Source organism: Actinomadura decatromicini, from assembly GCF_008121305.1.
Lineage (GTDB): Bacteria > Actinomycetota > Actinomycetes > Streptosporangiales > Streptosporangiaceae > Spirillospora > Spirillospora syzygii.
The window spans coordinates 1,228,635-1,254,851 of the sequence record NZ_VSRQ01000002.1 but is presented as its reverse complement, the minus strand read 5'-3'; the positions used below and the strand labels follow the sequence as shown (position 1 = coordinate 1,254,851).

General features: G+C 72.6%; 15 protein-coding genes. 6 read left to right on the top strand and 9 right to left on the bottom strand.

What is annotated here, in order from left to right:
- The first annotated feature begins 79 nt into the window (after positions 1 to 79).
- The 6 genes from FXF68_RS13480 to FXF68_RS13455 all read left to right on the top strand — a co-directional run bounded on the left by FXF68_RS13480 (position 80) and on the right by FXF68_RS13455 (position 5,476).
- Complete coding sequence (locus tag FXF68_RS13480; protein ID WP_148759236.1) at positions 80 to 310, top strand: hypothetical protein; 231 nt, start codon at positions 80 to 82, stop codon at positions 308 to 310.
- Positions 297 to 770 (top strand): acyl-CoA thioesterase, encoded by a 474-nt coding sequence (locus FXF68_RS13475; RefSeq protein WP_148759235.1) that lies wholly within the window; start codon positions 297 to 299, stop codon positions 768 to 770. Before FXF68_RS13480 ends, FXF68_RS13475 begins: the two co-directional genes overlap by 14 nt.
- Positions 767 to 1,834, top strand: a complete 1,068-nt coding sequence (locus tag FXF68_RS13470) for an LLM class flavin-dependent oxidoreductase (RefSeq protein ID WP_187437897.1) — start codon at positions 767 to 769, stop codon at positions 1,832 to 1,834. The genes FXF68_RS13475 and FXF68_RS13470 overlap by 4 nt, the downstream gene beginning before the upstream one ends.
- The gene (locus tag FXF68_RS13465) at positions 1,816 to 2,712 is read left to right on the top strand and encodes an IclR family transcriptional regulator (protein ID WP_187437896.1); all 897 of its coding nucleotides are present in this window, start codon (positions 1,816 to 1,818) and stop codon (positions 2,710 to 2,712) included. The genes FXF68_RS13470 and FXF68_RS13465 overlap by 19 nt, the downstream gene beginning before the upstream one ends.
- Complete coding sequence (locus FXF68_RS13460) at positions 2,712 to 4,106, top strand: amidase (protein WP_148759232.1); 1,395 nt, start codon at positions 2,712 to 2,714, stop codon at positions 4,104 to 4,106. The genes FXF68_RS13465 and FXF68_RS13460 overlap by 1 nt, the downstream gene beginning before the upstream one ends.
- A gap of 68 nt (positions 4,107 to 4,174) precedes the next feature.
- Positions 4,175 to 5,476: a phenylacetate--CoA ligase family protein gene (locus tag FXF68_RS13455; RefSeq protein ID WP_148759231.1), complete on the top strand. Its 1,302-nt coding sequence runs from the start codon at positions 4,175 to 4,177 to the stop codon at positions 5,474 to 5,476.
- 115 nt (positions 5,477 to 5,591) lie between these two features.
- On the opposite strand, the gene FXF68_RS13450 is transcribed toward FXF68_RS13455, so the two are convergent.
- From FXF68_RS13450 to FXF68_RS13410, 9 genes are all read right to left on the bottom strand, one after another.
- Positions 5,592 to 6,395, bottom strand: coding sequence for an alpha/beta fold hydrolase (locus FXF68_RS13450; protein WP_187437895.1), 804 nt, complete (start codon positions 6,393 to 6,395; stop codon positions 5,592 to 5,594).
- Positions 6,396 to 6,514: 119 nt separating this feature from the next.
- Positions 6,515 to 7,144, bottom strand: a complete 630-nt coding sequence (locus FXF68_RS13445; protein WP_148759229.1) for a DUF4360 domain-containing protein — start codon at positions 7,142 to 7,144, stop codon at positions 6,515 to 6,517.
- A gap of 401 nt (positions 7,145 to 7,545) precedes the next feature.
- On the bottom strand, positions 7,546 to 8,688 hold the full coding sequence (locus FXF68_RS13440) for a DUF8189 domain-containing protein (RefSeq protein ID WP_148759228.1): 1,143 nt from the start codon (positions 8,686 to 8,688) through the stop codon (positions 7,546 to 7,548).
- 155 nt (positions 8,689 to 8,843) lie between these two features.
- Positions 8,844 to 9,968 (bottom strand): hypothetical protein, encoded by a 1,125-nt coding sequence (locus FXF68_RS13435; RefSeq protein ID WP_148759226.1) that lies wholly within the window; start codon positions 9,966 to 9,968, stop codon positions 8,844 to 8,846.
- A gap of 205 nt (positions 9,969 to 10,173) precedes the next feature.
- On the bottom strand, positions 10,174 to 12,033 hold the full coding sequence (locus FXF68_RS13430; protein WP_148759224.1) for a hypothetical protein: 1,860 nt from the start codon (positions 12,031 to 12,033) through the stop codon (positions 10,174 to 10,176).
- Positions 12,026 to 17,272, bottom strand: coding sequence for a hypothetical protein (locus FXF68_RS13425; protein ID WP_148759223.1), 5,247 nt, complete (start codon positions 17,270 to 17,272; stop codon positions 12,026 to 12,028). The genes FXF68_RS13430 and FXF68_RS13425 overlap by 8 nt, the downstream gene beginning before the upstream one ends.
- A complete protein-coding gene (locus tag FXF68_RS13420; RefSeq protein WP_148759222.1) occupies positions 17,253 to 20,453 on the bottom strand; it encodes a hypothetical protein in 3,201 nt (1,066 codons plus the stop codon). Before FXF68_RS13420 ends, FXF68_RS13425 begins: the two co-directional genes overlap by 20 nt.
- Positions 20,450 to 21,604 (bottom strand): Kelch repeat-containing protein, encoded by a 1,155-nt coding sequence (locus tag FXF68_RS13415; protein WP_148759221.1) that lies wholly within the window; start codon positions 21,602 to 21,604, stop codon positions 20,450 to 20,452. The genes FXF68_RS13420 and FXF68_RS13415 overlap by 4 nt, the downstream gene beginning before the upstream one ends.
- 16 nt (positions 21,605 to 21,620) lie before the next feature.
- On the bottom strand, positions 21,621 to 26,210 hold the full coding sequence (locus FXF68_RS13410) for a DUF6603 domain-containing protein (protein ID WP_148759220.1): 4,590 nt from the start codon (positions 26,208 to 26,210) through the stop codon (positions 21,621 to 21,623).
- Between the last annotated feature and the right edge of the window lie 7 nt (positions 26,211 to 26,217).

The window sequence follows — 26,217 nt, the reverse complement described above, 5'->3', positions numbered from 1 at the left end:
AAGCCGCGTTGCCGCAGGCCCGGAGAATTCGACAGAGTCGCAGAAAGGCCCGAACAATTCTTCCGAAGGTGACCGGCACATGTGGCAACCGATGTTCCGAACCGGCAAGGCGCGAATACACGGCGAAGCCGTCTGGGGCACCGCCATGTACCGCGACGACGAAAAGAGCGAGATCGTCTTCCGGCGGCACGATCCGACGGTCGGCATCTCCCCGGGACACAACCCGCCGCTGCCCGACCCGGGCGGCGAAGTGATCAGCGAATCCGACTTCGCGCCCATGGACTGGACTCCGCACAATGACACTTTCTGACGTCGATTCCGCGCTGAGCTACGTCGACGAGTACACAAGCCGCGTCTCGATGCACCACACCGACGCCGCGGGCGTCGTCTACATCGGCCACCCCGTCCAGTGGGCGCAGGTCGGCATGGAGAACCTCTTCCGCGCCGCGGGGCGTCCGATCGAGGAACTCGGCCGCGCCGACGTGCACTATCCGATGGTCCGCCAGGTGATCAACCACTACGGCGCGCTCCGGCTCGGCGACCTCGTCGTCGTCCGGACGTTCGTCTCCCGGGTCGGCGGCCGCTCGTTCACGACGACCACCCGGATCGCCAAGCCCGACGGCCGCGTCCACGTCACCGTCGAGCTGACCGGTGTCGCGGTGGGCCGCGACGGGACGAAGCCGCCCGCCGGGCAGTGGCTGCGCGACCTCCGGTCCGAGGCCGCCCGCCACGGACTGACCGCCGACCGGACGAAGGAGGACCAGCCGTGAAGCTCGGTGTCGCCACCCAGGGGTTCGTGGGCGGGCACGGGGACCCCGCCCGGCGGATCCAGGAGATCGTGGTGGAGGCCGCCGTCGCCGACGAGGCGGGCCTGCACTCGTTCAGCATCTCGGAGCAGCACTTCAAGTTCCCGACGAACGTCACCGGCCCGATCGACGTGATCATGGCGGCGATCGCGCGGGAGACGTCGCAGATCATCATCCGTCCGGGTGTCGTGATCACGCCGCTGCACCACCCGCTCAACGTGGCGGAGCGCTGGGCGGCGATCGACGTCCTGGCGGACGGGCGCATGGAGTTCGGCATCGGGCGCGGGAACACCCCGCTGACCGCCGAGGCGTTCGGCGTCCCCGTGCCGGAGACCGAGCCCCGGACCCTGGAGGACCTCGACATCATCCTCGGGGCCTGGACGCGTCCCGTCCTGTCCTACGAGGGCAGGTTCCACAAGATCGCTCCGGTCGCCGTCGTGCCGAAGCCCGTCAACCGGCCGCACCCGGTGATCTACTGGGCGGCGACCAGCCCCGGCTCGCACGCGACCGCCGGCAGGCTCGGCCTGGGGCTCCTGACCGGCGGCAACGGCATCCACTGGGACCAGGCCGAGCGCCGGGTCGCCCGCTACCGCGGGGCGTTCGAGGCGGCGACCGGCGCGGACACGCCGACCGGGCTCGTGCGGCTCGACCGGGTCGCGATCCTGGTCAACGGGCACTGCGCGGAGTCGATGGCCGAGGCCAGGCGCCAGGCGGGCGACTACGTGGTCGGCTACGTCAACCGCACCGTCGAGATGTACGAGCAGATGGTGCGCAAGACGGGCTCGTCGGTGTCCTTCGACCGGGCCAGGGCGTTCAAGGACGACCTCGACATGATCATCAACGAGAGCCCGAGCATGTTCGGGAGCCCGGAGGACTGCATTACGGCGGCGCGGCGGATGTACGAGCTCGGCGTGGACGAGGTCGACGTCCTCTTCGACGGCGCGACCCACGAACAGCACCTGGAATGCCTCCGGCTGCTCGGCAAGGAAGTCGCGCCGGTCATCGCGGAATGGCCCGAACGGCGATGACGGGCGGCGATCCGGCCCGTCCGGGACCGCGGTTCGGCCTGTCGAGCCTGCTCACCACCGCCGTCCCGGCGGACCAGAACACGCTGCGCCGCGGCATAGCGGCGCTGTGGCACCTGTCGCTGAACGAGTCCCTCAGCGTCACCGAACTGGCCAACCTCCTGCCCTGCGACAAAAGCCAGGCGTCGCGGGTGCTGAAGGTCCTCGGCGAATACGGAATGGTGACCCGGGACCCCGAGACGCAGCGGTACTCGCTGGGCTGGCTCGTGTACGCGTTCTCCCTCCGCGTCAGCGGGCGGCAGATGGTCTCCATCGCCGGGCCGGTCGTCCGCAAGCTGGCCACCCGCACCGGGCAGACCTGCTGGATCGCCGTCCTGTCCGGGCACGAGGTGCTCACCCTCTACACCTCGCGGCCCCGGGGCGGTCAGGTCATCGTCAACGAACGGGCCGGTGGAGTACTTCCGGGCGGGGTCGTGCCGATCTACTGCACGGCCTCCGGACGGGCCCTGATGTCGGGCCTCGACGACGAGGCCGTCGAGGCCCTCCTGGCGGACGCGACCTACGACAGCAGCGGCCCCAACGCCCCGCGCTCGTTCGAGGAGGTCCGCGCCCGCTTGGCGGACGCCCGCCGGCGGGGATACTGCGTCACCGTCGACGAACTGCAACGCGGCACCACCTCCGTGGCCGCGCCCGTGCACGACGGCGTCGGTTCGCCGGTGCTGGCCATCGGCCTCTCCGGCAGGACGGCGTCCCTGCGGGACCGGCACGACCTGGTCGCCCGCGAGGTGGTGCTGGCGGGCAAGCACATCACCTCGCTGCTGTTCGCCGAGCGCGCCGCCGGTGGGCGCGGGGCGGCGCCGCGACGCAGGAGCACCGCCTGATGAGCGGCGTCCACCCGCCGGACGAACCCACGCTGCTCCAACTGCGGGAGCGCTTCCGCAGCCGCGAGGACACCCCCCTGGCGGCGGTCGAGCGGGCGCTGGACCGCATGGACGCGCATGACGGGACGATCCACGCCTTCCTCGCGGTCGACCGCGACCGGGCGCTGGCCGAGGCGGAGACGGCGACGAAGGCGTGGCGCGCCGCCGGTCCCCGGCCCGCCCTGCTCGGACTGCCGATCTCGGTGAAGGACACCATCGAGGTCGCCGGGATGCCCACGACCTACGGGTCGGCGGTGTTCCGGCACAACCGGCGGCCCGACAGCGTGATCGCCGAGCGGCTGCGGCGGCACGGGGCGATCATCATCGGCAAGACCAACACGTCCGAGTTCGCGCTGTGCACGGACGTCCGCAACCGGCTCACCGGACCCGGCCGGAACCCGCTCGACACCGCGCGGAGCTGCGGCGGGTCCAGCGGCGGGGCCGCGGCGTCGGTGGCCGCCGGGATGAGCGCCGCCGCCGTCGGCACCGACTCCGCGGGGTCGATCCGGATCCCCGCCGCCTACCAGGGCCTGGTCGGGTTCAAGCCGTCCTTCCGGCGCGTCCCGTGGGTGCAGGACTGGAACGCCGCGCCGACCCGCTCGCACCCCGGGCCGATCACGCGGGACGCGCGCGACGCCTGGGAGCTGACGAAGGCCCTCGGCGGCGCCGACTGGCGCGATCCCGCCAGTGCGCTGGCCCCACTGGCGGACGAGGAGTTCGAGAGCGCCCTCAGGAGGGGAACGGACGGCCTGCGAGTCGCCTTCATCGCCGACACGTCGGCGCCGACGTCGGCGGGGGCGTCGGCGGAGGTGTCGGCGTCGGAGGAGGCCGCGCTGGCGCGGGACCTGACCGACTTCCTGCGGGACGTGTTCGGCGCCCTCGACCGGCTCCGCTGGGACCGCCTCGTCCCGCCGCCGACCACCGCGCGGGTCTGGCCGTACGCCGCCGAGCACGTCGCGGCCGCGCTGAGGCTCTCGCCGGACTTCTTCGACGCCGTCGAGGAACTCACCGACTACGCCCGCCCGATCTACGAGGCCGGACGGACCCAGAGCGCCGCCGAATACCTGCGCGCGACCGGCGAGGAACGAGAGCGCGGCCTCGCGCTGAGGCACGCGCTCGCCGCCTACGACTACGCCTTCTCCGTGGTGGCGCCCGAACCGCCCCGCGTCACGGAGACCTATTCCCCGCTGCAATTTCCACGGCTGGCGCTGCTCAACCTCGCCGGGCTCCCCGCCGTCTCCGTCCCCTTCGGCGCCTACCGGTCGGGCATGCCGCGAGCCATGCAGATCTTCGGCCGGTTCGGGGACGACGCGGGAGTCCTCGCCATGGCGGAGAAACTCACCCGGTCACTGTGACGGCCGGGAAATCGGCCGACACGAAACGCGGACAACACGAATCAGGCACACGAAACAGGAGATCCCCGATGGGACAGTCGAGCCACGGACAGCGACCGGACACCCCGCACGGCCTGCGCGCCGCCCTGGCGACGGCCCTGCGCGACGTGCCGTTCTACGCGCGCCTGTGGAATGAGACGGCCGGACGCGTTCCGGCCGAGGCGCCCGTCCTCCAGGAATGGCCGACCTGGTCCGTCGAGGAATTGCGCGCCTCCATCGCGGCGCGACCGCCGTTCGGGGACCTCTACGTCGAGGAGGCCCTCGCGGATCTGGCGTTCATTCACTCCAGCACCGGAACGACCGGGAAACCGCGCATCTTCCCCGTCCCCCGCACGGACCTCCCGCGAATGGAACAGGTCTACCGCGAGCACATGGAAATGATGGGCATCCATTCCGGCGACATATGCGCGATCACGCTGACCTTCGGCCTGCCCCGCGGCGCGTGGTCGTGCGTGCAGGCCGCCCGGGCGGTGGGCGCGACCGTCCTCCCCCTCAGCAGCGGCAAGGTCACCCCGGCCGAGAAACTGCTCGACGTCGTCCAGACCGTCGGCGCGACCGTGCTCCAAGGAGCGGGCTCGTATCTGACCTACCTCACCCGCAGGGCGCGCGAACTGGGTTTCGACACGCGCGGTTCCAGCGTCCGCCTCCTCCTCACCAACGGCGAGGCCCTGAGCGCCGAGAACCGCCGCCACCTGGAGGACGCCTGGCACGCGCGGGTCGTCATGAACTTCGCCTCGACGGACCTGAGCTGGGTCTCCGCCGAGTGCGAGGCCAGCAGCGCCCGGCACGGCGCGCTCGGCATGCACGTCACCAGCGGCGTCGTCCCCGAGATACTCGACGAGCGGCGGCGGCCGGTCGGCGACGGCGAGTACGGCGAGCTGGTCGTCACCTCCTGGCTGCGGCCGTCCAGCCCGCGGATCCGGTTCCGCACCGGCGACCGGGCCGCCCTCACGCACGAACCGTGTCCCTGCGGCGAGACCTCGGTACGGATCCTGCCGATCCAGGGCCGGGTCGACGACGCCGTGCGGTTCCACGGCCAGACGATCTGGGCGTCATCGGTAGAGGACGTCCTGACGTCCAGCCTGGGCGCTCCCGTCGACTTCTTCCTCGAACACCGCGAGCACCCGGAGCGGGGCTCGGTGCTCGCGGTCAAGCTCCCGAGCGCGGTCGCGCCCTCGGCGGGCGACGACCTCGCCACGACGTTGCAGCGGACGCTGAACGTGCGGTTCCTCGTGGAGTTCATGGACGACGCGGAGATCGTCGAGAAGACCGGCGTGGCCGGTACGGGCAAGGTCAGGCGCGTCTTCGACCTGGTGGGCGGCACGGCCTGAACCGCACGGCCCGAACCGGCACGGCCGGAACCGGCACAGCCTGCCAGTACGGCCCGAACCGCCCCGGCGGACCGCCGCGACGGGCCGCCGGGGCGCCTGGCTCAGGCCCCGATTTTCATCGGCGGAGTTTCATCAGCGCTTCGGTCAGGACGTCGGGCCGCTCGATGTTGACGAAATGCCCGACTCCCGGAAGCAGATGGCACCGGCCGTCGGGCACCGCGCCGACGATGATCTCCCCGGCCCGCCATGGGCACGACGTGTCGCGCTCGCCAATGAAGACGTCCACCGGCGCCCGCACGTCCGCCAATCGCGGGGTGAGCGGATCCTCATGCATGGAGGCCATCGCCCGCGCCGCGTTCGCGTAGCCCTTCCCGTCGCCGATCGCCGTGAGCCGGGAGGCGAGCTGCTCCTCCCAGTCGACCGGCCAACTCAGCACGTTGGCGGAGAGGTTCTCGGACAGGCTCGCACGCGCGAACTCCGCTCCCTCGGCCTCGATGCCGTCCGCCCGCGTCCGGAACCGCTCGGCGGCGCGAGCGCCGACGACGCTCGACGTACAGACCGGCACGACGTGCTCGACCAGGTCGGGGGCCAGGGCGGCCGCCGCCAGGACGACCGCCCCGCCCATCGAGAAGCCCACGCAGACGCTCGGGCCGACCGTTCCGAGAAAGCCGACCAGGTCGCGGGCCAGTTGCCGCAGTGTGCCGTCGGCGCGCCCGAGGTCGGTACGCCCATGGCCTCGGACGTCGACCGCGAACGCCGGGCGGGTCTCCCCCATCGCGCTCAGCTGCGCCGCCCATGACGCGGAATCCTCCCCGAGGCCATGAACGAACACCCACGGCACTCCACTCCGACCATTCCCGGTATACCGGCGGCCGACCGCGATGTCACCGATCCGCACGACGTCCACGTCGATTCGCATAAGCCCGGCCCTTTCCACTCGGACGAGCCAGTCTGGTCGAACGACCAGCCCGTCCGTCAAAGGGCCTTGCGACATCGACAACACCGCGGGCGCGCCGATACCTCGGATTCCAGGACCGTTCAGCAGCGCTTCCAGGCGAAGAGGTATCGCGCGCTGCCGTGGGTGGAGTCCGTCGAGATGTAGCTCGTCCAGGCGTCGGAGCTTCCCGCGTCCACCCGCACTTCGGTGTTGATGTTGAGGTTGCGCTCTTCACCGCAGGGCTTGTAGACCGCCTGCTGGGGGCTGACCCTGTCCTGGAACGCCCATCGGCCGCGGTACCGGCCCCGGAGCTGGTGGTTGCCGAGCTGCTGGGTCTCCGGGGAGCCCTGGAAGTAGACGTTCGTCAGCTGCGTGGCGGTCGCCCCTTCCCGCAGCCTGGCGTAGCCCTCGTGGTCGAGGCCGGTGATGGCGTAGGTGTAGTCGCTCGGGGCGTTGACCCGCAGGTTGATCTGGCAGTTCTTCCGCGACTCCGTCGGCGACGTGTCACCGCCGGCGGAGGCGGTGAAGTCGCTGTAGTTGACGGTGAAGGCGGTCCGGTCGTCGCTGATGTCCACCGACCACGTCCCGGCCCGGCAGCCGGAGCCGTTGACGGTGACCACGTCGACGCTGACGCCTTCCGGCGCATCGGGGGCCGCGGACGCCGAGAGGGCCGTCAGGAAGGGCAGGCCGAGAGAGCCCGCCAGCACGATCGCCGTTCGCTTTGCATTCATCATGGAAGTGTTTCCCATTGAATCGGGGGTTTCCGTCGCGACCTAGTCGGTCGCTCCGGCCATTTGCGACGGTATGCCCCGCTCAGAAGCGGATCAACTTCGTCTTTTTCAATGGGTTTTCTGTCTTGCCCACCGCTTTAACAACTGTGTCGAAATGCTTCTGATCTGGTGGTCACACCCGTCCCACCAGCCTCAGTCGCCCCAGCGCTTTAGAAGGGTCCCCCGGAACCCCCGCCGATCGCCGCCGGAAAGCGCCGCGTCCAGCCGGGTGCGGCGCCGCCGTCACGGCGCCGCCGGGAGCGTCGCGGGCGGCTGTTCGCCGCTTGTCCAACCGGCAGGAGATGGTGACGTTGGAAAGGGTGGGCCCCGCCGTCGTTACGACGGCGGGGCCGGGGAGTGTACTAATCGATGGTCGGGCCGGAGACCGGGGTGTATCCGCCGAACGGCGGGCCGCCCGTGGTGAAGGCGAGCGTGCTGTTGGGCTGGCGGGCCAGCAGGTACTGGGTCAGCGGGCCTCCGTTGGGCTGGAGGGTGAAGGCCGTCGGGTTACCGGTGACCGCTCCGTCGACGCGCTGGAAGCCCGTGTAGGCGCCGTTCCCGGAGTTCTGCGGGTTGACGTAGACGGCGTTGTCGCCGCCTCGGACGTAGAGCGCCCGTGAGGTCACGGCGATGTCGCTCGTGGCCGTCACGCCGTCCAGCGGCTTCCAGGGCGTTCCGGTGAACAGGTCGCGGGTGTAGACCCGGTTGTCCTCGCCGCGCGCGAAGATCGCCAGGGCGTTGATCGGGTCGCTGTCCCTGATCGCGATGTTGCTGGTGACGCGCATGTTGTCGACGGCCTGGAAACCGGAGGCGCCGGTCGGGCTGATCTGGTTGAGGTAGACGCGGTTGTCGCCGCCGCGGACGAAGATGCGGACGTTGCCGCCGATCGGGCCGATCAGCCGGCCCGCGGTGATGTCGCTGGTGATGAATCCGCCCAGGCTGCTCCATCCGACCCAGGAGCCGTTGCGGCGGACGTTGGTCCACACCGCGCCCTCCGGGCCGCGGGCGAAGATCCGCACGGTCCCGGTCGGTTCGTCCGCCGGGACGATCGACTCGATCTCCCCGGTGACCGTCAGCCCGGACAGCACCGAGTAGCCGGTGACCGCGCCGGAGGGGGCGACGTGGTTGGCGTAGACCTGGTTGTCGCCGCCGCGCACGAACAGGTCGGTGCCATTGGACGTGGCCACGGCGGACGGGTCGCCGACGATGAACCCGCCGAGCGACTGCAGGGCGGCGAAGCCGCTGCCCGAGCGTGCGGCGTAGAGCAGCGCGCCGTCCGTGCCGCGAACGGCCACTCCCTGGGCCGTCTGATTGGCGAGCCGGTCGTAGGCCACCTGCGGAGTGCTCAGGTCGGGCAGGTCGGCGGCGTAGGCCGGAGGCGCCGCCGAGGGCACCGCCGCGGTCGCGGCACCCGCCGCCGACAGGGTGAGAGGCAGCGCGCTGGTCACGGCGACCAGCGCGACGCCTGCCCGGACGGCTCTGCGGAGCCAGGAGGAACGTTGCATCAAGAGTCCCCTCATCACATCGGAAGTGGCTCTTATTCGCCGCCGGGACGCACCTGGATGATCGAGCCGTGAGAGGAATCGAGCCGTGAGAGGGACCATGGCCCTGCGACGCCGCCCGGTGGCCGGGAGCCACCGGGCGGCGCCGGTTCATTGGATTACGGGTGGGTGAGCAGGTTGGGACTGCCGGCGTTGGTGGCCCAGATGATGTGGGCGCCGGGGGTCGTGGCGAGGCCCTGGATCGAGTTGTTGGTGCCGGTGGTCGGTGCGGGCGCCTGCGTCCAGCGGGTCCCGTCCCAGTGGATGAGCAGGGCGCTGTAGACGCCCGCCGGGTCGCCGTCGGTGAAGGTGAAGGAGTCGCCGCCCGCCCAGACGTCGTTCGGGCCCCGCGCCGTCACCGCGGCGAGCGCGCCACTGCTGATGCTGTTGGACGACGTGGAGCCGTGGTCGAACGGGCTCGGCACGATGGCCCACTTGCTGCCGTTCCAGTGCTCGGTGAGCGTGAGGGGGGACCCGAAATTGCCCTGGTCACCGACCATCCACACGTCATTGGCGGCGATGGCGACCACCCCGTTCGCAACGGGCGCGTTGCTGTTGGACAGGCTCCCCGTCTGTTCCATCGGGACGACGCTCCAGGAAGTGCCGTCGTAGTGCAGGGCATAGAGGCTGTCAGGAGCCGACGACAGGTGCCCCCACGTCCCGACCGCCCAGATGTCGCTGGCGGACCGTGCGCTGACGGCGCCGAGCTTGGAACTGAAGAAGTCGTCGGTGGCGGGTTCGGGCACGGTGACGCGGCTCCAGGACGTGCCGTCCCAGTGCTCGACGAGCGCGAACCGTCCGTCGGAACCCACGGCCCACGCGTCGGAGGCACTGACGGCGGCCGCGCTGTTCAGCCCGGCCCGCCGTCCCGAAATGGCGGGGCTGGTCGAGATGCTCCACGTGCTGCCGTTCCAGTGGCTGATCTGCGGGTTGGAGATCCGATATCCGGTGGCGCTCACGCGCCCCACGGCCCAGGCGTCCGCCGGTCCACGGGTGGCGAAGGCGTTCACCCGCCCGATCCCGGCCGGTGCCGCGACCTGCTGCCAGTTGCTCCCATTCCAGTGCGCGAACCCCGAGGTGCCTAATGCCCACGCGTCCGTATCGCTGGAACTGCTGATGGGGCCGTTGACCCCGGTGGCGGGCGACGCGGTCCACCCATCGGCGGCCTGCGCGGCACCCGCCGACAGGACGAGGGTGGCGGCTGCGACGACGCCGCCGAGCCATCGTGTCCAATGCTTGGTCATCGTGCGATTCCCTTCCGGAAGTGGCTGATCGCCATCTCTGGAGTGGGCACGAGCCCCGCCTCCGGCAGGTTCAACCGTTCCACCGGCAAGATCCGGCCAACGAACGGATATGGGCTTCAGAGGTCCGAACTCCGGCGTCCCTGACGCGACCGGCCGAACACCAGCGCGTCCGCCCCAACGGCCGCCGCGCGATCCCCAGCACCGCCTATGCGGGTGGGGGTGGGGTGTCGGTCAGGGTGTCGAAGCGGAGGCCGCTGGAGCCTTCGCCGCGGCCGACGCCGCGTTGGGCGCTGAGCCACAGCACGACGCGGCCGTCCCGCCAGCGGGTCCGGTTGAACGCGACGGACAGCCGGGTGCCCGCCTGCGGTACCTCCTCCTCGTTCACGAAGTACGGCTTCGCCGCGTCGAAGCCGTAGCGCAGGAGGGTGGTGCGGGCGGGGACGGGCTTGCCGTCCACGACGCTGGGCATCGCGGCGCGCTGGAGTTGGATCTCCCGGTTGTCGCCCGGGACGTGCACAGGGATGAACGGGATCCAGTGCTCGGGGATGGTGTTCATCGCCTGGTAGGAGATCGGGGCGCGCGGCGGGTCGGCGGGGGGCGGCGGTGGGGCGTGGCGCCGGCGGAAGCGGAGGGCGTCGGCGGCGGCCTCGCCGCCGCGGCGCGGTTCGCCGGTCGGCGTCCGCACGGTCTGCTCGATGCCCCAGACGAGGTTGGCGTTCTCGTCCCGGATCAGCAGGACCTCCTCCAGCGGCGGGCCCTCGGCGACCTTCGGGACGCTCGGCGGCAGCAGCAGGTCGGTGTCCGCGGGGACGTGCTCGGAGCCGATGGTGTCCAGGGTGAACATCGACCAGCGCCGCCGGTCCTCGTCGTCGCCCGCCCCGGCGGGCGTGATCCAGAGCTTCTCGCCGAAGACGTCCGTGACGACCAGGCCGCGGATCCTGTTCAGGGTGCCCGCGGGCAGGTCGCAGGGCAGCTGGTACCAGTCGTTGCTGAACACCAGCGCGAATTCGAGGAAGATCAGCCGGGCGAGGTCGGTGCTGTCCGGACGGACGGCGGCGAAGTTGGTGCGCCCGTCCTCGATCGCCCACCAGCGCGGCAGCGGCATCCCCGAGTAGCGGACCGGGGCCGGGAAGACCGTGCGGCTGAGCGTCTTCTCGGGCGGCTTCGTCCCGCCGAGGGGGTCTCCGGGGTCGACGGAGAAGGCGTGCCAGTCGAGTTCGCCGCCGGGGTACTCCTGGGCGGTGACGACCTTCTCGCGTCCGCCGGGCATCGAGGCGGAGACGGAGAAGCGGTGTTCGAGACGGCGCGGGTCCCAGGTGGCGTCCCCGTCCGGACGCTCGGCGGTGACCCCGGTCGGCTGGTCGATGAGTGCGTCGAACCAGGCGACGAGCCGCTTGCCGAGATTGTTGAGCGTGGTGCGGTGCAGCAGCCCGTTGATGCCGTCGGCGGCGTTCCCGCCGTCCTTGACGTGCCGGTAGAGGAGGTAGCCGTCCATCCGGCGGCCGGCGATCGTCTGCAACGTCGCCCAGACCTCGGGATGCGCGAGACGGGCGGTGTCCTCGTCCCGTGGGTGTTCGGCGTCCGGCAGCTCGATGGGGTACTTGTCGACGTACTGCTTCTCGAAGCGGAAGAGGTCGAGGCCGAGCAGGTTGTTCTTGCCGAGCAGCTTCAGCCACCGGTGGCCGATCATCAGGCGCAGGTCGAAGGCGATCTCCTCGGCGCCGAACGCGAACGGCAGCGGCCGCCGCTCGGCCATCGTCTCCAGCGGCCGGTCGGTGGGCAGGTCCTCGGGCGGGCCGCCGGACGGCCGGAACCGGGTGGGCCGGGACGGGCCGACCGAGTAGGTGGCGGTGACCGGCGAGCCGCCGTCCGTCCCGCGGAACTCGCCGAGCTGCCACTGCCGGGTGAGCATCCACAGCGGGTCGCGGACCTCGACGCGCAGCGCCCGCTCGAAGTCGGCGGTGCGGGGACGTCCCTCCAGCCGGTTCCACACGCCCACGGTCGGGTGGAGGCGCCGGGCCAGTTCGTCGGCGAACGTCAGGGGGACGGGGTTCGGCTCACTCATGGGCGGCCTTCCAGCGCAGGTTGGCGATCGCGAGGTCGGTGCCGACGGTGATCTGCCGCCGGGTCGCCGACATCACGGTGGCGGGGAGCATGTGCGCGTACGCCGTCCCGTCGAGGTGTCCCGGTTCGACGGCCCGGGTCTTCGCCAGCTCGAAGGTCTCGGTGATCGCGTCGACGAGGTCGGCGGGCGTCCAGCGCCCGGCGGGGTCGCGCACCGGCGGGACGACGAGGAGCATCGCCTGCGGCGGTTCGGCGTCCGGGCCGTCGTAGTGGACCGCGATGCCGGTGGTCTCGCGCTCGGCCGGGATCACCTCGGTCCACTCGTCGAACACCAGCCCGCACTGGTCGCCGTTCAGCGGGGCGGTGTAGTGCGCGGTGAACAGCAGCCGGTCCTCGGCGAGCTGGTCGGGCAGATTCGGGTCCTTCGCGAACTCCATGGCCAGCCAGTGGTCGCCCGCGACGTACGGGAACTGGACGGGCGTCAGCGGCGGCTCCTTCCAGCCGAGGACGCCGAGCAGCCCGCCGGGCCCGAGCAGCCCGCTGGCGAGCATTAGGGTCTTCTCCCACAGCCGCGGCTTCTCCCTGATGCGGGCCATCCCGTGCAGCCAGTCGTCGACCGGGAAGTCGCGGGCGGGCGAGAGGTGCGCGACGAGCTTGTCACCGTCGTTGCGCGCCTTGCTCCACTGCTGGAGGAGCGGGCCGGGCGGGGTGAACTGGGGCACGGCGAGGACGTCCTCGCCGAGCAGCGCCTTGAGCGCGTCGATCGCGGCGCCCACCCGGTCGGGCCCGGGGATCGCCTTGTCGTAGACGGCCAGCGCCTTGGTCGCGGTGTCGCCGCGCGCGGACAGCTCGTCCTTCAACCGCCCCGCGCGGGTGAGCAGGTCCCTGCCGTACGCGACGACCTGGTCCTGGAAGGGCGCGAGGTCCAGCCCGGCCGGATCGACGTCGGTCAGCGGCAGGAGCGCCGCGACGTCGCCGAGCAGGCCGCTCAACGTCGTCTTCTGAGTCTTGGCGATCTGGTTCAGGTCTTTGAGGCGGTCGGCGAAGCGGGAGCGCAGGCGGCCGACCCGGTCGCGCAGCTCGCGCGGGGTCGATGGCCGCGGGCCCGGCTTGGTGGTGAGCAGCCCCTCGGCCTGCTGGAGGATCGTGAACCGCTGCTCGGCGGGCGTGGACGCCGGCAGGTGGTCGTACTGGTCGAGCAGCGCGTCGGCGGAGGCGAGCGCGCGGGTCATCCGCGCGGCGACCTCGGCGACGGCGGCCAGGACGGCGGTGAACACCCCGCGCCGCCACAGCGCCAGCTCGCCCCACCCGCTGCGCACGAGCCCGAACCCGCCCGCCGTCACGGTCAGCTTCGCGTACCGGGTGAGGAACGTGTCGATCCCGCTGACCAGCGCGGCGCGGGCCGGGTCAGCGCCCTCGGGGTACAGCGGCCCGAGGTCGGCGATGAAGTCGGCGACGTCGTCGCTCAGGTCGGTCAGGGCGTCCAGGACCTTGGCCGGACGTTCGCGCGGCAGCGACACGGCGTCGTCCGCGGCCCGGTCGGGCGGCGCGCTCCCGGCGGCCGGGGCCAGGTCGCTCGGACGCAGCGGCCGCGCGGTCGTCAGCAGCGTCCGCAGGGCCGCGACCAGCGGGGACAGCTCGAAGAAGCCGATCTTCCCGGCGAATCCGGGGCCGTTCTGGTCGGAGATGCGGGTGGTGTACTCGATCGTCAGCTCGACGTCCGGGCGCGGCTTCGCCTGCTCGATGACGACGCCGAGGATCCGGTCGTCCAGGTCGGTCATCGCGGCCTCGTCGGCCGGGCGCAGCGCCCAGAGCAGGTCGATCGGTTCGAGCCCGGTCTCCTGCTGGGTGACGAGCCGCTGCTTCTTCGTGCCGTCGCCCGGATCCCGCCAGGTCACCAGCGCGGCCACCGACGTGGGGTTCGGCAGGACGGCGGGCAGCCAGGCGTTCACGCCCGGCTCGGCCATGCCGCGCGGCGCTCCGCTGCCGGGCGGGCGGCCCGCCATGAGCTGGAGGCCGAGGCGGTGCGTCAGGGTGGTGCCGCTGCGCGGCGTCTCCACGACGGACGGTGCGGGCGCGACGCCCTCCTTTGCGTAGGCGTCCAGCGTCGCCGCGGCGCGTTCGGGATGGCCCTGCAACGCCTGGTGGGTGCCTTCGGCCACGGCGAGGTCGGCGAGCGCGTCGTGCACGTCGCGGAGCGCGTCGATCTCCTTGCCGATGTCGCCGACCACGCCCGCGTCGGCGGGTTGCAGGTCGGTGAAGCCGAACGGGTAGGGCTGGTCGGCCGCGGGCAGCGCGTTGACGTGCCGGAGCAGCGCCAGCCCGTCGATCACGTTGCGGGCCTCGACCTGTTCGACGCGGCGCGGCCGGGCGGGATCGTCCGGCGCCGGGACGGTCTCGTCGATCTTGTTGGCGCGGAGCGGGAACTTCAGCCGGAGCCCGGCGATGTACCGGTCGAGCCCGGCGCGGCGGTCGTGCAGGCCGCGCTCGAAGCGGTAGCCGAGCAGCGCGCCGAGCGACTGGCCCTGGCGCATCCCGTCCAGGATCGTGAGGGCGAGCCGGACGCGCTCGGAGCTGAGGTTCACCGCGAACGCGCTCGTGTCCGGCGTCCTGTTGGCCAGGTATCCGGCGCGGAGCACGGCGGCCGTGCGGGCGTGGGCGGGCGACGGCGTGTGGACGTAGCCGCCGTTGGCCGGGTCGAGCGGGATCGGCGCGGTCCCGAACACGGTCGCGAGGTCGGCGGGCGGCGTGACGTGGTCGACCTCGTCGCTCGTCCGCCGGGCGACGTTCTCCAGCCAGCCGTACGCGCCGAGATGGACGCCGCGCTTCGGGGCGTCCGTGCCGCCGGGGCCGTACCGCAGTTCGGCCAGCCGCTCGTTCGCCAGCCCGAGCCGCCAGGCGTCGAGCCGGTAGGTGGCGCAGTCGACGTGCTCGGCGAGCACCCGCTCCAGCCGCGCGGTGGGCAGCCCGGCGAGCAGGCCGAGCGCCTTGGTCTGCTCGTCGAGTTCCGCCGTGGCCGGGTGGGTGCCGAGCACCGTGCGGAGGTACTCGTGCACCAGCACGGACTGGCCGCCGGTCATCGCCGGGTCGGTCGAGTAGAGCGTGCGGTACCGGCTCTCGCTCAAGATCGTCTGGCCCGGTCTGGGGATCTTGATGTGCACGAACGGCGCGTCCCGCGCGTCGGGCGCCGCGACGCCCGGCGTGGCGAGGGCGAGCCGCCGCGCGGCCTCCGCCCAGCCGAGCAGCACCGCGTGCCGCGCCAGCAGGTACAGCAGCGCGGACGGCGGCAGGTTGTCGAGGAAGCCCTTCTCCTCGCGCACCTTGTCCAGGTCGTCGCGGGCGTTGTCGGCGAGCCAGCTCAGGTAGTTGCGGCCGTCGCCGGTGTACGCGCGGATCGGATCGGTCTCCGACAGCGGACGGTCGTCGACCAGCGGGGCCAGCAGCGGATGGTGGACGTCGGTGAACAGCCGCCGCAGCAGGTCGGGGTCGGCCGCCGGGTCGCTCGTCGGACGGCCGAACCGGGCGAGCAGCGCGCGGATCGGCTGCGGCATGGTCAGCTGGCGCTCCAGGGCGTCCTTCACCTGGGGGCCGAGCGCGCGGAGGTTCTCGCGGTTGAAGACGTCCTCGACGCTCTGCGCGTAGCGCTGGTGGAACTCCGCCGACGTCGGGTGGAGCGCAAGGATGTCCAGGAGCGCCTGGTGCGGGTCGTCGGCCGTGCCGTCCAGGTGGGTGACGTGTGCGAGCGCGTTGTGCCAGTCCTTCGACGCCTCCGTGAGGACGACGTTCAGCGCCTTGCGGTGTTTCGCCGCGTCCGGCCAGGCCAGCCGGGAGAACACGGTCGTCGGCAGGATCCCGTACGGCTGGCGGCCGATCTTCACGGCGGAGAGCGGGCCGCGTCCGGACACGTGCGCGAGGAAGAACGACCTGGTCTGCGCGATCTGGTCGTCACCGAGCACACCATTGAGCAGCGACCGCAGGTAGTAGCCCCAGGTCGCGGGCCACAGCGCGGTGTGCGCGGCCCGCGCGTCGCGGCGGTCGGTGCCCTCGGCGTTCGGCACCCCGGCGAGCACCGCCGGGTCGAGGCCGAGCAGCTCGGCGAACCACTCGCCGTCGGTCTTCGTCGTCCAGTCGGCGGCGGTGGCGGCGAACCCGGCCGCCGTCGCGAACCCCGCCTCCGCCTCGGCCTTGGCGTCCTGACCCGCCGGGGCCTGCTCGGTGTTGTTCGTCGGCGTGCCCTGCGGCAGCAGGCTGAACCCGGCCGGGCTGCGGAGCTGGCGAGTGAGCAGCCCGCCGAGCGCCGTCGCGGACTGCTCCGGTGTGACCTGCTCCCGCAGGCCCAGCACGACGAGCCGGTCGACGCCGTTCTGGAACGCGGATTGGAGGGGGATCCGGATCCCCATCCCGGCGTTGACGGCCTCGTTGAAGTCGGTCAGCCAGCGCAGCGCGGGCGGCACGGTCAACGCGCCCGTGGTCTCGTCGATCCTGAGCTGGTTCGCCTTCGCCTCGCCCGGGTCGGGGCTGACCGCCAGCTCCGCCCGCACCGGGCCGCCGGGCTTCGAGAACACCTGCGTGCCGTTCACGTACCCGAACGCGACGAACCGGTCGGGCAGCAGCGTCGCCTTCGCGGCGACCGTCCAGGACTGCGGCGCGATCTGGTCGGCGGCGGGCGGCGGCAGGACGAGGAACGACACCACGACGTCGTCGCCGCTGGTGACCGGCGCGCTGTCCACACCCTGTGGACGGCGGGCCCGGATCGCGTCGGCCCGGGTCTTCCCGACCGCCGCGAGCAGCGCGATGTCGGCGTCCCGCAGCTTGGCGCGGTCGCCGTGCGCGCGCCAGACGGCCGTCCAGTACGCGACGGCGGGCTGGCGGTCGTTCGCCGCGGGCGGCGCGGCGCTGACGATCACCAGGACGGTCGTCGTCGGCGGCACCCCGGTCGGACGGTCCGCCGGGTTGGCCGGACCGTGGCCTTGCAGCAGCCATCCGGCGCGTCCGGCCGGGACGCGGGCCACCAGTTCGTGCCAGGCGGCCTGCTCCCCCACCGCCGCCCCGCCGGACGCCCACAGCCCCGTCCAGTAGGCGTCCAGCGCGGCGAGTTCGGCGCGGGTGGGGCGGGGCTCGAACTTGTCGATCGCCCACTCGTCGGGGAAGACCCGGACCAGCAGCTCGTCGCGGGTGAACCGCGTCTCCACGCGGACCGGGCCGAGCAGCACCGGGAAGTCAAGGCTTAGGACGGGCATCCGGCAGCATCTCCTGCGCGTGTACGGCCACCAGGACCGGTGCCTGGAAGAGGATGTAGGCGACGTCCGCCGAACTGATGTCGGACCGCCAGCCCACGAGGATCTTTTCGTCGTCCCGGCGCTGCTCCGCCTTCTCCTGGTCGTCCTCGTCGCCGTTGAACTCGGCGAGCACGACCTTGATGTCGGCGTCGAACTGGATGAAGCGGTGCCGGTCGTGCGGGTCCACGCCGTCCCACGTCAGGTCGTTCCACACCTCGACGGGGACCGGGCCGCCGGGCTGCGCCTCGTCCACGCCGAACCGCGGCTCGCCCGGACGCTCCTTGATCACGAAGAACCAGCCGAGGTCGCCGCCCTTCCCGCGCGCCTCGTCGGCGTCGAGGTCGAAGCCGAGCAGGTAGACGTCCGGCTCGACCTTGGCCTCGTAGATCGGCAGCTTGACCAGGTCCGGCGGCGGGGGCAGGTTCTCCGGGAGCTTCGCGAGCTCGCGCTCGCCGCTGGTGTCGGGCACGCCGCGCACGAGGGGCCAGACGGCCTTGTGCGCGTAGATCGCCGCGTTCGGATACTTCTTGAGCAGCTCGCCACGGATGAGCAGCACGAGGTCGTTCTTCCGGCGGCTGTTCCCGCCCAGCGGAGTGGTCGTGCTCCACTTGTGGATCGGCGGGATGTCGTACAGCCGCTCGCGCCGCTTCGCCGTGGACTCGCCCGGCTGGGACATCGCCGCCCTCGGGTCCCAGAACTGCCTGAACGGCGTGCCGCGCATGTCGGTCGGGAATTCGCGCCAGAGCATCTCCCGCGCCATCTCGTGATTGAGCCCGACCAGATACGACTCGATGAACCGGCGGTTGTTCTCCAGCAGGGTGATCGAGTTCGCCGGGATCAGCCCGAGGTTCGGCACGAAGGTGTCCACCGACATCTTCAGCAGGTCTTCGTACATCGGCATGTCGAACACCGGGTAGGCCATGACCTCGGTCAGCTCGGTCAGCTCGCCGCTCACGGGCCTGAGGCGCTCCGGCAGGTTCATCGAGGCGATCAGGTTGTCGACGACGGTCTTGTCCGAGCGCAGGCCGGTCATCATGTCGGCGGTCGCGTCGACCACGCCGAGCTTCGGCGGGTCCTCGACGTGGCCGCCCGTCGCGGCGTCGCCCCAGCCCGCGTACAGCTCCCGCAGCGCCTCCTTGTAGGCGGCGGCCTCCGCGCTGTCGTGGTCCCCGACCGGCGTGGTGGCGGCATCGCCGTACTCGCGCAGCTCGAACAGCGGGTTGCGGGCGAGGACGTCGACCGGGTCGCCGGGCGGCTTCGGCGGGAGCCGCGCGTCCAGCTCCGCCGGGGTGACGACGGCCGCCGGGGTGCCCTTCGGGGACGCGGCCGTGACCTCCAGCTCGTCGATCCGCGAGACGAGCGTCTCGGCGGGCCTGACCTCCGGGAACTGGAGCGTCCTCATCAGCCGCGAGCCCGGCCGGGTGATCCGGCGCATCGCCGGGGACACCGGGGCCGCCGCGACCCGGCTGCGCGCCACCTTGAACCCGACCGCCAGCTGCTCGCCGAGGCCCGCGAGACCTTCGCCGAGGGCGGCGAGACCGCGCTCGGGGGCGCGTTCGACCACTCGTCCGTGCGCGGGGGCGGTCAGCGTCAGCGTCCTGGCCGAGGGCAGCGGCGGCGGCTCGGCGTCGCCGGCGAGCGGCGCCGCGGGGACGGCGGGCGGTTCGAAGTGCTTGTCGTGCAGGCGGTTCCCGACCTCGCGCGCAAGCTGCGCCGCCCGGATCCTCTCGTTCGCCCGCTGGGCCTCGCCGAGCTGGTTCCAGGCGGCGTCCATCAGCTCGTCCTGCCGCTTCTGGACGACCTGCGCCCCGAACTGCGCGGCGACCCGGAAGCGCGGGTCGAGGTTGAGCCGGTGCACCCAGTCGCGCAGGACGTCGTCGCTCACCGGATGGCCGTCGCCGTCGACGAGGAGCTGCGGCGTGAGCGCGTGCCAGCGCCCGTACAGCGGCGGCGTGATCACCGGGTCGGGCTGCGCCGCGAGGCCGGAGACGTGCGGCGCGAGCGCGGCGTTCGCCGTCGTCGGCGGCTGGTGCTGGTACGCCTCGGCCAGGTTGATCAGCCCGGCCATCGCCCGCTGCCACTGGTTCGGGTACTGCGGCGCGGGCGGCGGCCGCAGCTTGTAGTAGTTGTCCCAGTTCTCCCACTCGTCGGGGTTCGCGTCGGAGTCGGGCAGTTGCAGCGCGCCGCCGAGCTTCAGCACGCCGTCCGGCTGGGTCGGCGTCGTGACGCCGGGCAGGCCGAAGCCGGGACTGCGGTGCGCGTCCATGTCCCGGCGGCCGACCGGCTCCTTGGCCTCCAGCGGCTTCAGCAGCCGGACGAGGTACTCGAAGTCGCCCACCTCGCCCGTGGTGAACGACCAGCGGTGGTAGTAGGGCAACTGGCCCGTGGCCACGGTCTGCGGCACGCCCCAGCTCGGCGTCATCGCGGGGATCGCGCCCGGCGCGAGGCCGAGCCCGGCGCGCCGCCCCGTCTCGAACGCGGGCACCAGGAACGCGTCGTAGGTCGTCTTGGGCGAGAGGTGGCGCGGGCAGACCACCCGTGAGCACGCGCTGTCCGGCGCGTCGCGCAGGACCCGGCCGAGGTTCGCCAGCGCCGCGCCCATGTCGTTCGGATCGTCGATCGCGAGCGGGATGTCGAGTTCGCCGTTGACGTGGACGTGCGCCCACGCCCCCAGCTCGGCGGCCGGTTGCAGCGCTCGCGGGTCGGTGACGCTGATGGACGGCAGGGGGCCGCCGCCGGGCTGCTCCTTGAACTCGGTCCCGGCCAGCACGATCAAGGCGAGCCACGGCGCCAGCCGCTTCGTGCCGCCGTCCGGCGGGGCGGGGCTGTACCGCCACGGGAAGACCTCGTCGTAGAACTCGATGTGCGCGAGGTAGTTGGGCTCGAACGTGGCGATGGACGGCAGCGGCTCGACCCGCGAGATCGCCCGCGGGTCCACGCCGATCACGTCGCCGGGGCCGTAGATCTGCAACGGCTGCTCGACGAGGCGGCTGGGCGGGTCGTCGCCGTCCTTGAGCGCGTCCCCGGTCAGCTTCAACCGGACGTTGATCGTGGCCCGGGGCGCGGTGCCCGGCGGCTGGGTGATCCGCGTCGTCAGGCCGGTGCGCAGCCAGGGCAGGAAGGAGTAGGCGTTCGCGCTCACGCACCGCTCCCGCGCCGCTCGGACGACTTGGTCAGCTCGGCGCCCTGCCCGGCGGCGGACGCCAGCCCGGTACGGGCCACGCCGCCCGCGACGAGCACCTTCGCGCCGGAGGCAGCGGCGGCGAAGCCCCACCGCCCTTCGGCGAGGCCCGCCACCTTCGTCCAGGCTCCGGCGGAGTACTCCAGGGCGCTGCGGTAGCCCGCCTCGTCGTGGAGGTCGTCGGCGCCGCCGACCACCAGGACCTTCCCCGAGCCGAGCGAGACCGCGCGGTGCGACGATCGTCCGGCGGGCATCGGCGCGGTCTCCTGCCAGGTCCCCTGGGTCAGGTCGTACACCTCGGCTGTGGCGCGGGCGAACGGGTCGAAGCCGCCGTCGCCGGACGCTCCGGGCGCGCTGCCACCGGCGACCAGCACGCTGGTCGCGGACAGCGCCGTCGCGGTGTGCGCGCTGCGCGGATGGCGCAGGCTGCCGGTCGGCGTCCAGGTCTTGGCGTCGGTGTCGTAGAGCTCGCAGAACGCCAGCGCCGGGTCGTCGCCCGTCCCCACCGGGACGCTTCCGCCGCAGACGAGGACTTTCTTGCCGTCCTGGAGGACGACGGCGGTGTGCCCGGTGCGGGCGTCGGTCATGTCCTTCGCGGCGGTCCACGTCTCGTCCGCCGGGTCGAACAGCTCGGCCGAGCGCACCGCCGTCACCGTGCCGCCCGACCTGGTCGTACTGCCGCCCGCGACGAGGACCTGGCCGTTCGACAGCAGCACCGCGCTGTGCCCCCAGCGGGCGGCGGCCATCGGATGCGCGGTCGCCGTCCAGGTGCCCTGCGCCGGGTCGTACAGCTCGGCGGTGGCCAGCGCGGGCGCGCCGGGACCGCCCCTGCCGCCGGTGACCAGTACCTTCCCGCTCGGCAGCAGGGTCAGGGCGTGCAGTTGCCGGGCCGAGCCGAGCAGGACGGGCGCCGACCACGTGCCCTGCTCGAGGTCGAACACGGCGCTCTGCCGCACGGCGGCGGACGCGGCGTCCGCACCGCCCGCGACCAGCACCTTCTTGCCGTCCTTGAGGACCACGGCGGCGTCGTGCTGGCCGGACCAGCTCACCGCCGCGACGTAGTCCGGAGCTGACGACCAGGCGTCGGCGGCCGCCAGCGTGGCAGCGGTCATCTCGTCACACCCTTCCTCAGGGGAGGTAGATCTCGGCGGTGGCGGCGAGTTCGGCGGGATCGGGGCCGGGCGCGGCGGCCCCGGCCAGGGCCAGGCCGCCCGCCACGAGCACCCGGCCATCCGCCAGGTCGACGGCCGGGAAGTCCCAGCGGCCGGTGCCGAGGCGGCCGGTGGCCGTCCAGGCGCCGGAGCCGGGGTCGAAGACGACGGCGTCGCGGTAACCGGCGGTCGCGCGGGCCCGTCCCGTCCCGCCGATCACGACGACACCGGCGGGCGTCAGGACGCTCCGGTGCCCGCTGCGGCCGCCGCCGGGGAGGTCGGCGACGCGCGTCCAGGCGCCGGTGGCCGGGTCGTACAGTTCGGCGGACGCCAGGCCGTCCACGCGGTACGGCACGGACGGCACCGCGTCTCCCCCGGTCACCAGCACCCGGCCGTCGCTCAGCACGGTCGCCTGGTGGCCCTTCCGCGGCGTGAGCAGGCTGCCGGTCGGCGTCCACGTCTTGGCGGCCGGGTCGTAGATCTCGCAGAACGCGAGGGCGCGCTCGCCCTCGCCGGTCGGCAGCGCGCCGCCGATGACGAGCACCCTGCCGCCGATCGGGACCGCCTGGTGGCCGGTGCGGGCGCAGCCCATCGGCGCGACCTCGGCCCAGGTGGCGGTGTCGGGGTCGTACAGCTCGGCCGACGCGAGCGCCGCGCCGCGGGCTCCGGTGCCGCCCGCGACGAGCAGCCCGTCGCCCGTCGCCGTGGCGGAATGGCCGTGCCTGGCGGTGTGCAGGCCCTGCGGAGTGCTCCACGCGGCGGCCACCGGCTCGAACATCTCGGCCGAGGCCAGCGGCGCGCCGTCGGCGCCGAGCCCGCCCGCGACCACGACCCGGCCGTCCGCGAGCTTCGTCGTCGTGTGCCGCCGCCGGGCCGTCGCCAGCGGCGGGGTCGCGTCCGCCCAGGCCGCCGCGACCGGGTCGTACAGGGCGGCGGTCGCCACGGCCTTCCCGGTGGCGTCGGCTCCGCCCGCGACGAGCACCTTGCCGCCGGTCAGCCGGACCGCGTCGGCGCCCGCGACGGCGGACGGCGGCGGGCCCGCCACCGACCACGTCCCCGGCTGGGCCGCCGCGCCCCCGCCGACCTCGGCCTGCGGCAGGACGTGCACCTGCCCGGCGAGCGTCGGGTCGGCGCGGATCCAGTCGGCCATGGCGTCGGCGGCGGTCGCCGCGCTGCGGAAGCTCGACGTGGTGGAGCCCGTCGCGGCGGGCGGGAACGCCTGCCGGTTGTTGCGCCGGTAGGCGACGACGAAGCGATCGCCGGTGACGCGGACGGTCTCGTCCGCCGGGAAGGGCTGCCGCAGCCGTGCCTCCCGCTGCGAGAGCGGCGAACGCGCGGTGCTGCTGCCCTCCAGCAGTTGGCCGAACACCGCCGGAGGCGGGCTGTAAAGCTTCGGCGTGCGGCGTGCGGCGGGTGCGTCCGCGGCGGCCATGCGTGCCGCGGCCGGTCTCGGCGGCCTGCTGTCGATGATGTGCATCTCGTAGCGCGCGCTGCGCCGGACCACGCGCGGCGAGGCGATCGCGCCCTTCTCGGCGGTCAGCTCGATCCCGGCGTCCTGCTTCTCGTACGCGGGACGGGACAGCTTCGCCGCGTCGTCCATGTCCTGGAACTGGGCCATGGCGAACTGGTCGTCCGTGACCGACGCCCGCTCCAGCCCGCTGCCCGCGACCGGCGCGACGCTGAACCGCTTGCCGTCGCTCGGCCGCTGCGCGCCGACCCGGTCGATCCGGACGTCGAGCGGCACGGCCCGCTGATGGATGAACAGCGTGCCGAGCGGATGCAGCACCAGCTCGTCGCCCTCGGGCAGCCGCCGCAGCGTGACCAGCGGGTTCGTGCCGCCCGCCGGGAGCCGGGTCTGCCAGCCCTCGGGCTTGCGGACCTCGCGCTCCAGCAGTTCGAGCACCGCGACCGGCGGCAGCGTGGTGGTGCGCTCCTCGCCCCACGAGATGTCGAAGTCGGCGGAGATCTCGAAGAACAGCAGGGAGATCGAGCCGCGGCCGTGCGCCCGCCACGGTGACGGGCCCTCCAGCTGGAAGCGCAGGTCGATGCTGAACAGGCCGACCCCGAACGCCTTCAGCGAGACGCCCGCGGAGATCTCGATGACGAACGCGAACGGCGAGAACCGGAAGAGCGCGTCGAAGGCGAGGTGCCCCTCGATGCCGAAGTCGTCGAAGCCGAGCCGCAGTTCCGCCTTCGCGCCGAACTGGGCGGTGTTGCTGGTGACCGCGAAATAGCCGGACACCCGGATGAGGCGTCCCGGCGCGTTCAGGATGTCCAGCGACACGCGCGGCGGGATCGGGAACGGCAGCGGCGGCGGTTTGAACGACGGGTGGAACCCACCGACCGAGAGGACGAAGTCGGGATCGTCGCCCATGTTGATGAGCAGGCCCATCCCGCCGTCGATGGTGATGGTCAGGACGCGGGAGTCGACCAGCTGCGCGTAGAACCACAGCCGCGACTTGTCGACCTCGAACGCGCCGATGAAGTTGACCTGGAGCTTGAGCAGCGGCACGTCCTCGCTCGGCAGGACGCATTTCAGCACGCCGAGAATGGCGATGTTGCCCGGCGGGATCTCGATGATCACGCCGAGCGAGACGCTGACCAGCGCCGGCGTGCCCCAGCCGATCTTCGCCATGGGCCCGACGAGGAACCGGCCGTCCTCCGGCGGGAAGAACCTCCGCAGGTCGCTGATGATCCGCGGCGCGTTCGCGACCACGTCGCGCGGGAACATCACGGACTCGATCGCCCCGCTCGCCACCCCCTCGACGAGCGCCGCGAGGTCCATCCGGCGGTTCAGGCCGAGGATGCCGCCGACCGCGAGCAGGGTGAACCCGAACCCGAGCTGGATCCCGCCGCCGCCGAACTCGGCGGTGAGGACGATCAGCAGCGAGAAGCCCGGCCTGCCGTCCGGCATCCGCGTGCTGATCAGCCCGATCGCCTTGACGTCGATGAACCCGGCGAACTCGAGCTCCAGCGCGCCGGAGTACTCGCCCCGGTCCGGGTCGAACGACAGGTATCCGCCGCCCACCACGATCCCGGTGTCGATCTCCAGGCCGACGCCCTTCGGCGGCTTGAACCCGAGCGCGAAGTCGACCGGGCCGAGGTTGCCGCCCCCGGCCGGGAAGCGCGGCTTCGCAACGATGCCGATGCGCTCGACCGACGCCTGGATCGGTCCGAGCGCGCCCTTGAAGTCGGTGGACACCTCGATCGGCAGCGAGCCGTCGGCGGGCAGGCCGACGCTCAGGTGCAGTGTCGTGATCTCCAGCGGGCCGAGTTTCAGGTGCAGGGGCAGCGCGAGTTCGAGCGTCTCGCTGCCCTCCAGCCGGACGCCGGCCGAGGGCGTCCACAGCAGCCGCAGGTCGAACCCGGTCTCGAACCTCGCGCCGACGAGCTTGCCGATGAAGCCGTCCGCGCCGGACAGGTCGATGACGAGGTGGCCGCCGGTGACCTCCACCTGGGCGGACGGTTCCGCCGTCGCGGTGCCGTCCGCGCTCGCCTTGGCGTTGAGCGACAGCGCGAGGCTCGCCGTCTCGAAGGTCAGCCCGCCGAGCCGCGTGTCGCCGAGGACGGTGATCGGCTCACCGGCCTTGCCCACGGTGAACGCGGCCGTGGCGTTGAGCGCGGCCGAGGGCGCACCCTGCGGGGGCACGATCGTCACGCCCAGCGCTGGTGAGAGGCGCACCTCCGAGCCCGCGGTGACCGTGCCGTCGACGCCGACGCTGAACACGGTGCGTTCGCCGAGCGGGAACTTCTGCGTCGCCTTGCCGGTGATGCCGAGCCGGGTCGGGAAGGCGAGGCCGCCGTCGCGCACGCCGACGATGAGCCCAGGCCCGAACAGGACGGCGCCCACACCGCCCGCGCCGGTGGCGATGTAGGAACGGTCGAGACGGCCGTCCCCGGTGTCGAGCAGTTGGGCGAGGAGTTGGAGCAGCACCTTCCCGTCGAAGCCGGGTGTGCCGAGGCCGTAGGCGTCGCGGAGCAGCGACAGCGGTTGACCGAGGAAGCGTCCGATCCGGTCCCAGCGGATCGTCCACGAGAAGTGCGGCGGGAACATGGGGTCGGCCGCGTCGCCCGGGACGTCGAGCCCTTCGAGCAGCCCGGACGCGGCGAGCAGCATCGTGAACTTGGGCAGCCGCACCCGTAACCGGTCGACGATCAGGCGGGTGACGATCCGGCCGGGCAGATCGTTCAGCAGTGCCTGGGCCCGTACGCGCTGCGCGGGCGTGACCGAAGGCGAGTTCAGCGCCGCCGTCACGCCGGTCTGCACGCTCGCCAGCCCGTTCAGGACGGCGTCGATCCGCTGCGCGACCGCCGCTCCGTTGGACGTGATCCCGATCGAGTCGTCGACCTTGATCGCCACGTTCAGCGCGGTGACGAAGTTGCCGAGGTCCTCGACCGCGCGGGCCGTGCCGGCGGCGGCGCTCGCGAGCCCGGCGAGCGCGTCGTCGTTGATCGCGACGCCGAACTCGACCAGCAGCTCGCCCGGATCGGCGAGGGCCCTGGCGAGCGGCAGCAGGGCGTCGCCGATCAGCGCCGCCACCCGTTCGAACGTTCCCGCCTCGCTCATGACGCGC

Excerpts from the sequence above, each read along its gene's own strand:
- FXF68_RS13480 (WP_148759236.1), top strand. The coding sequence starts at position 80 with ATGTGGCAACCGATGTTCCGAACCGGCAAGGCGCGAATACACGGCGAA.
- FXF68_RS13475 (WP_148759235.1), top strand. The coding sequence starts at position 297 with ATGACACTTTCTGACGTCGATTCCGCGCTGAGCTACGTCGACGAGTAC.
- FXF68_RS13465 (WP_187437896.1), top strand. The coding sequence starts at position 1,816 with ATGGCCCGAACGGCGATGACGGGCGGCGATCCGGCCCGTCCGGGACCG.
- FXF68_RS13460 (WP_148759232.1), top strand. The coding sequence starts at position 2,712 with ATGAGCGGCGTCCACCCGCCGGACGAACCCACGCTGCTCCAACTGCGG.
- FXF68_RS13455 (WP_148759231.1), top strand. The coding sequence starts at position 4,175 with ATGGGACAGTCGAGCCACGGACAGCGACCGGACACCCCGCACGGCCTG.
- FXF68_RS13450 (WP_187437895.1), bottom strand. The coding sequence starts at position 6,395 with ATGCGAATCGACGTGGACGTCGTGCGGATCGGTGACATCGCGGTCGGC.
- FXF68_RS13445 (WP_148759229.1), bottom strand. The coding sequence starts at position 7,144 with ATGAATGCAAAGCGAACGGCGATCGTGCTGGCGGGCTCTCTCGGCCTG.
- FXF68_RS13440 (WP_148759228.1), bottom strand. The coding sequence starts at position 8,688 with ATGCAACGTTCCTCCTGGCTCCGCAGAGCCGTCCGGGCAGGCGTCGCG.
- FXF68_RS13435 (WP_148759226.1), bottom strand. The coding sequence starts at position 9,968 with ATGACCAAGCATTGGACACGATGGCTCGGCGGCGTCGTCGCAGCCGCC.
- FXF68_RS13430 (WP_148759224.1), bottom strand. The coding sequence starts at position 12,033 with ATGAGTGAGCCGAACCCCGTCCCCCTGACGTTCGCCGACGAACTGGCC.
- FXF68_RS13425 (WP_148759223.1), bottom strand. The coding sequence starts at position 17,272 with ATGCCCGTCCTAAGCCTTGACTTCCCGGTGCTGCTCGGCCCGGTCCGC.
- FXF68_RS13415 (WP_148759221.1), bottom strand. The coding sequence starts at position 21,604 with ATGACCGCTGCCACGCTGGCGGCCGCCGACGCCTGGTCGTCAGCTCCG.
- FXF68_RS13410 (WP_148759220.1), bottom strand. The coding sequence starts at position 26,210 with ATGAGCGAGGCGGGAACGTTCGAACGGGTGGCGGCGCTGATCGGCGAC.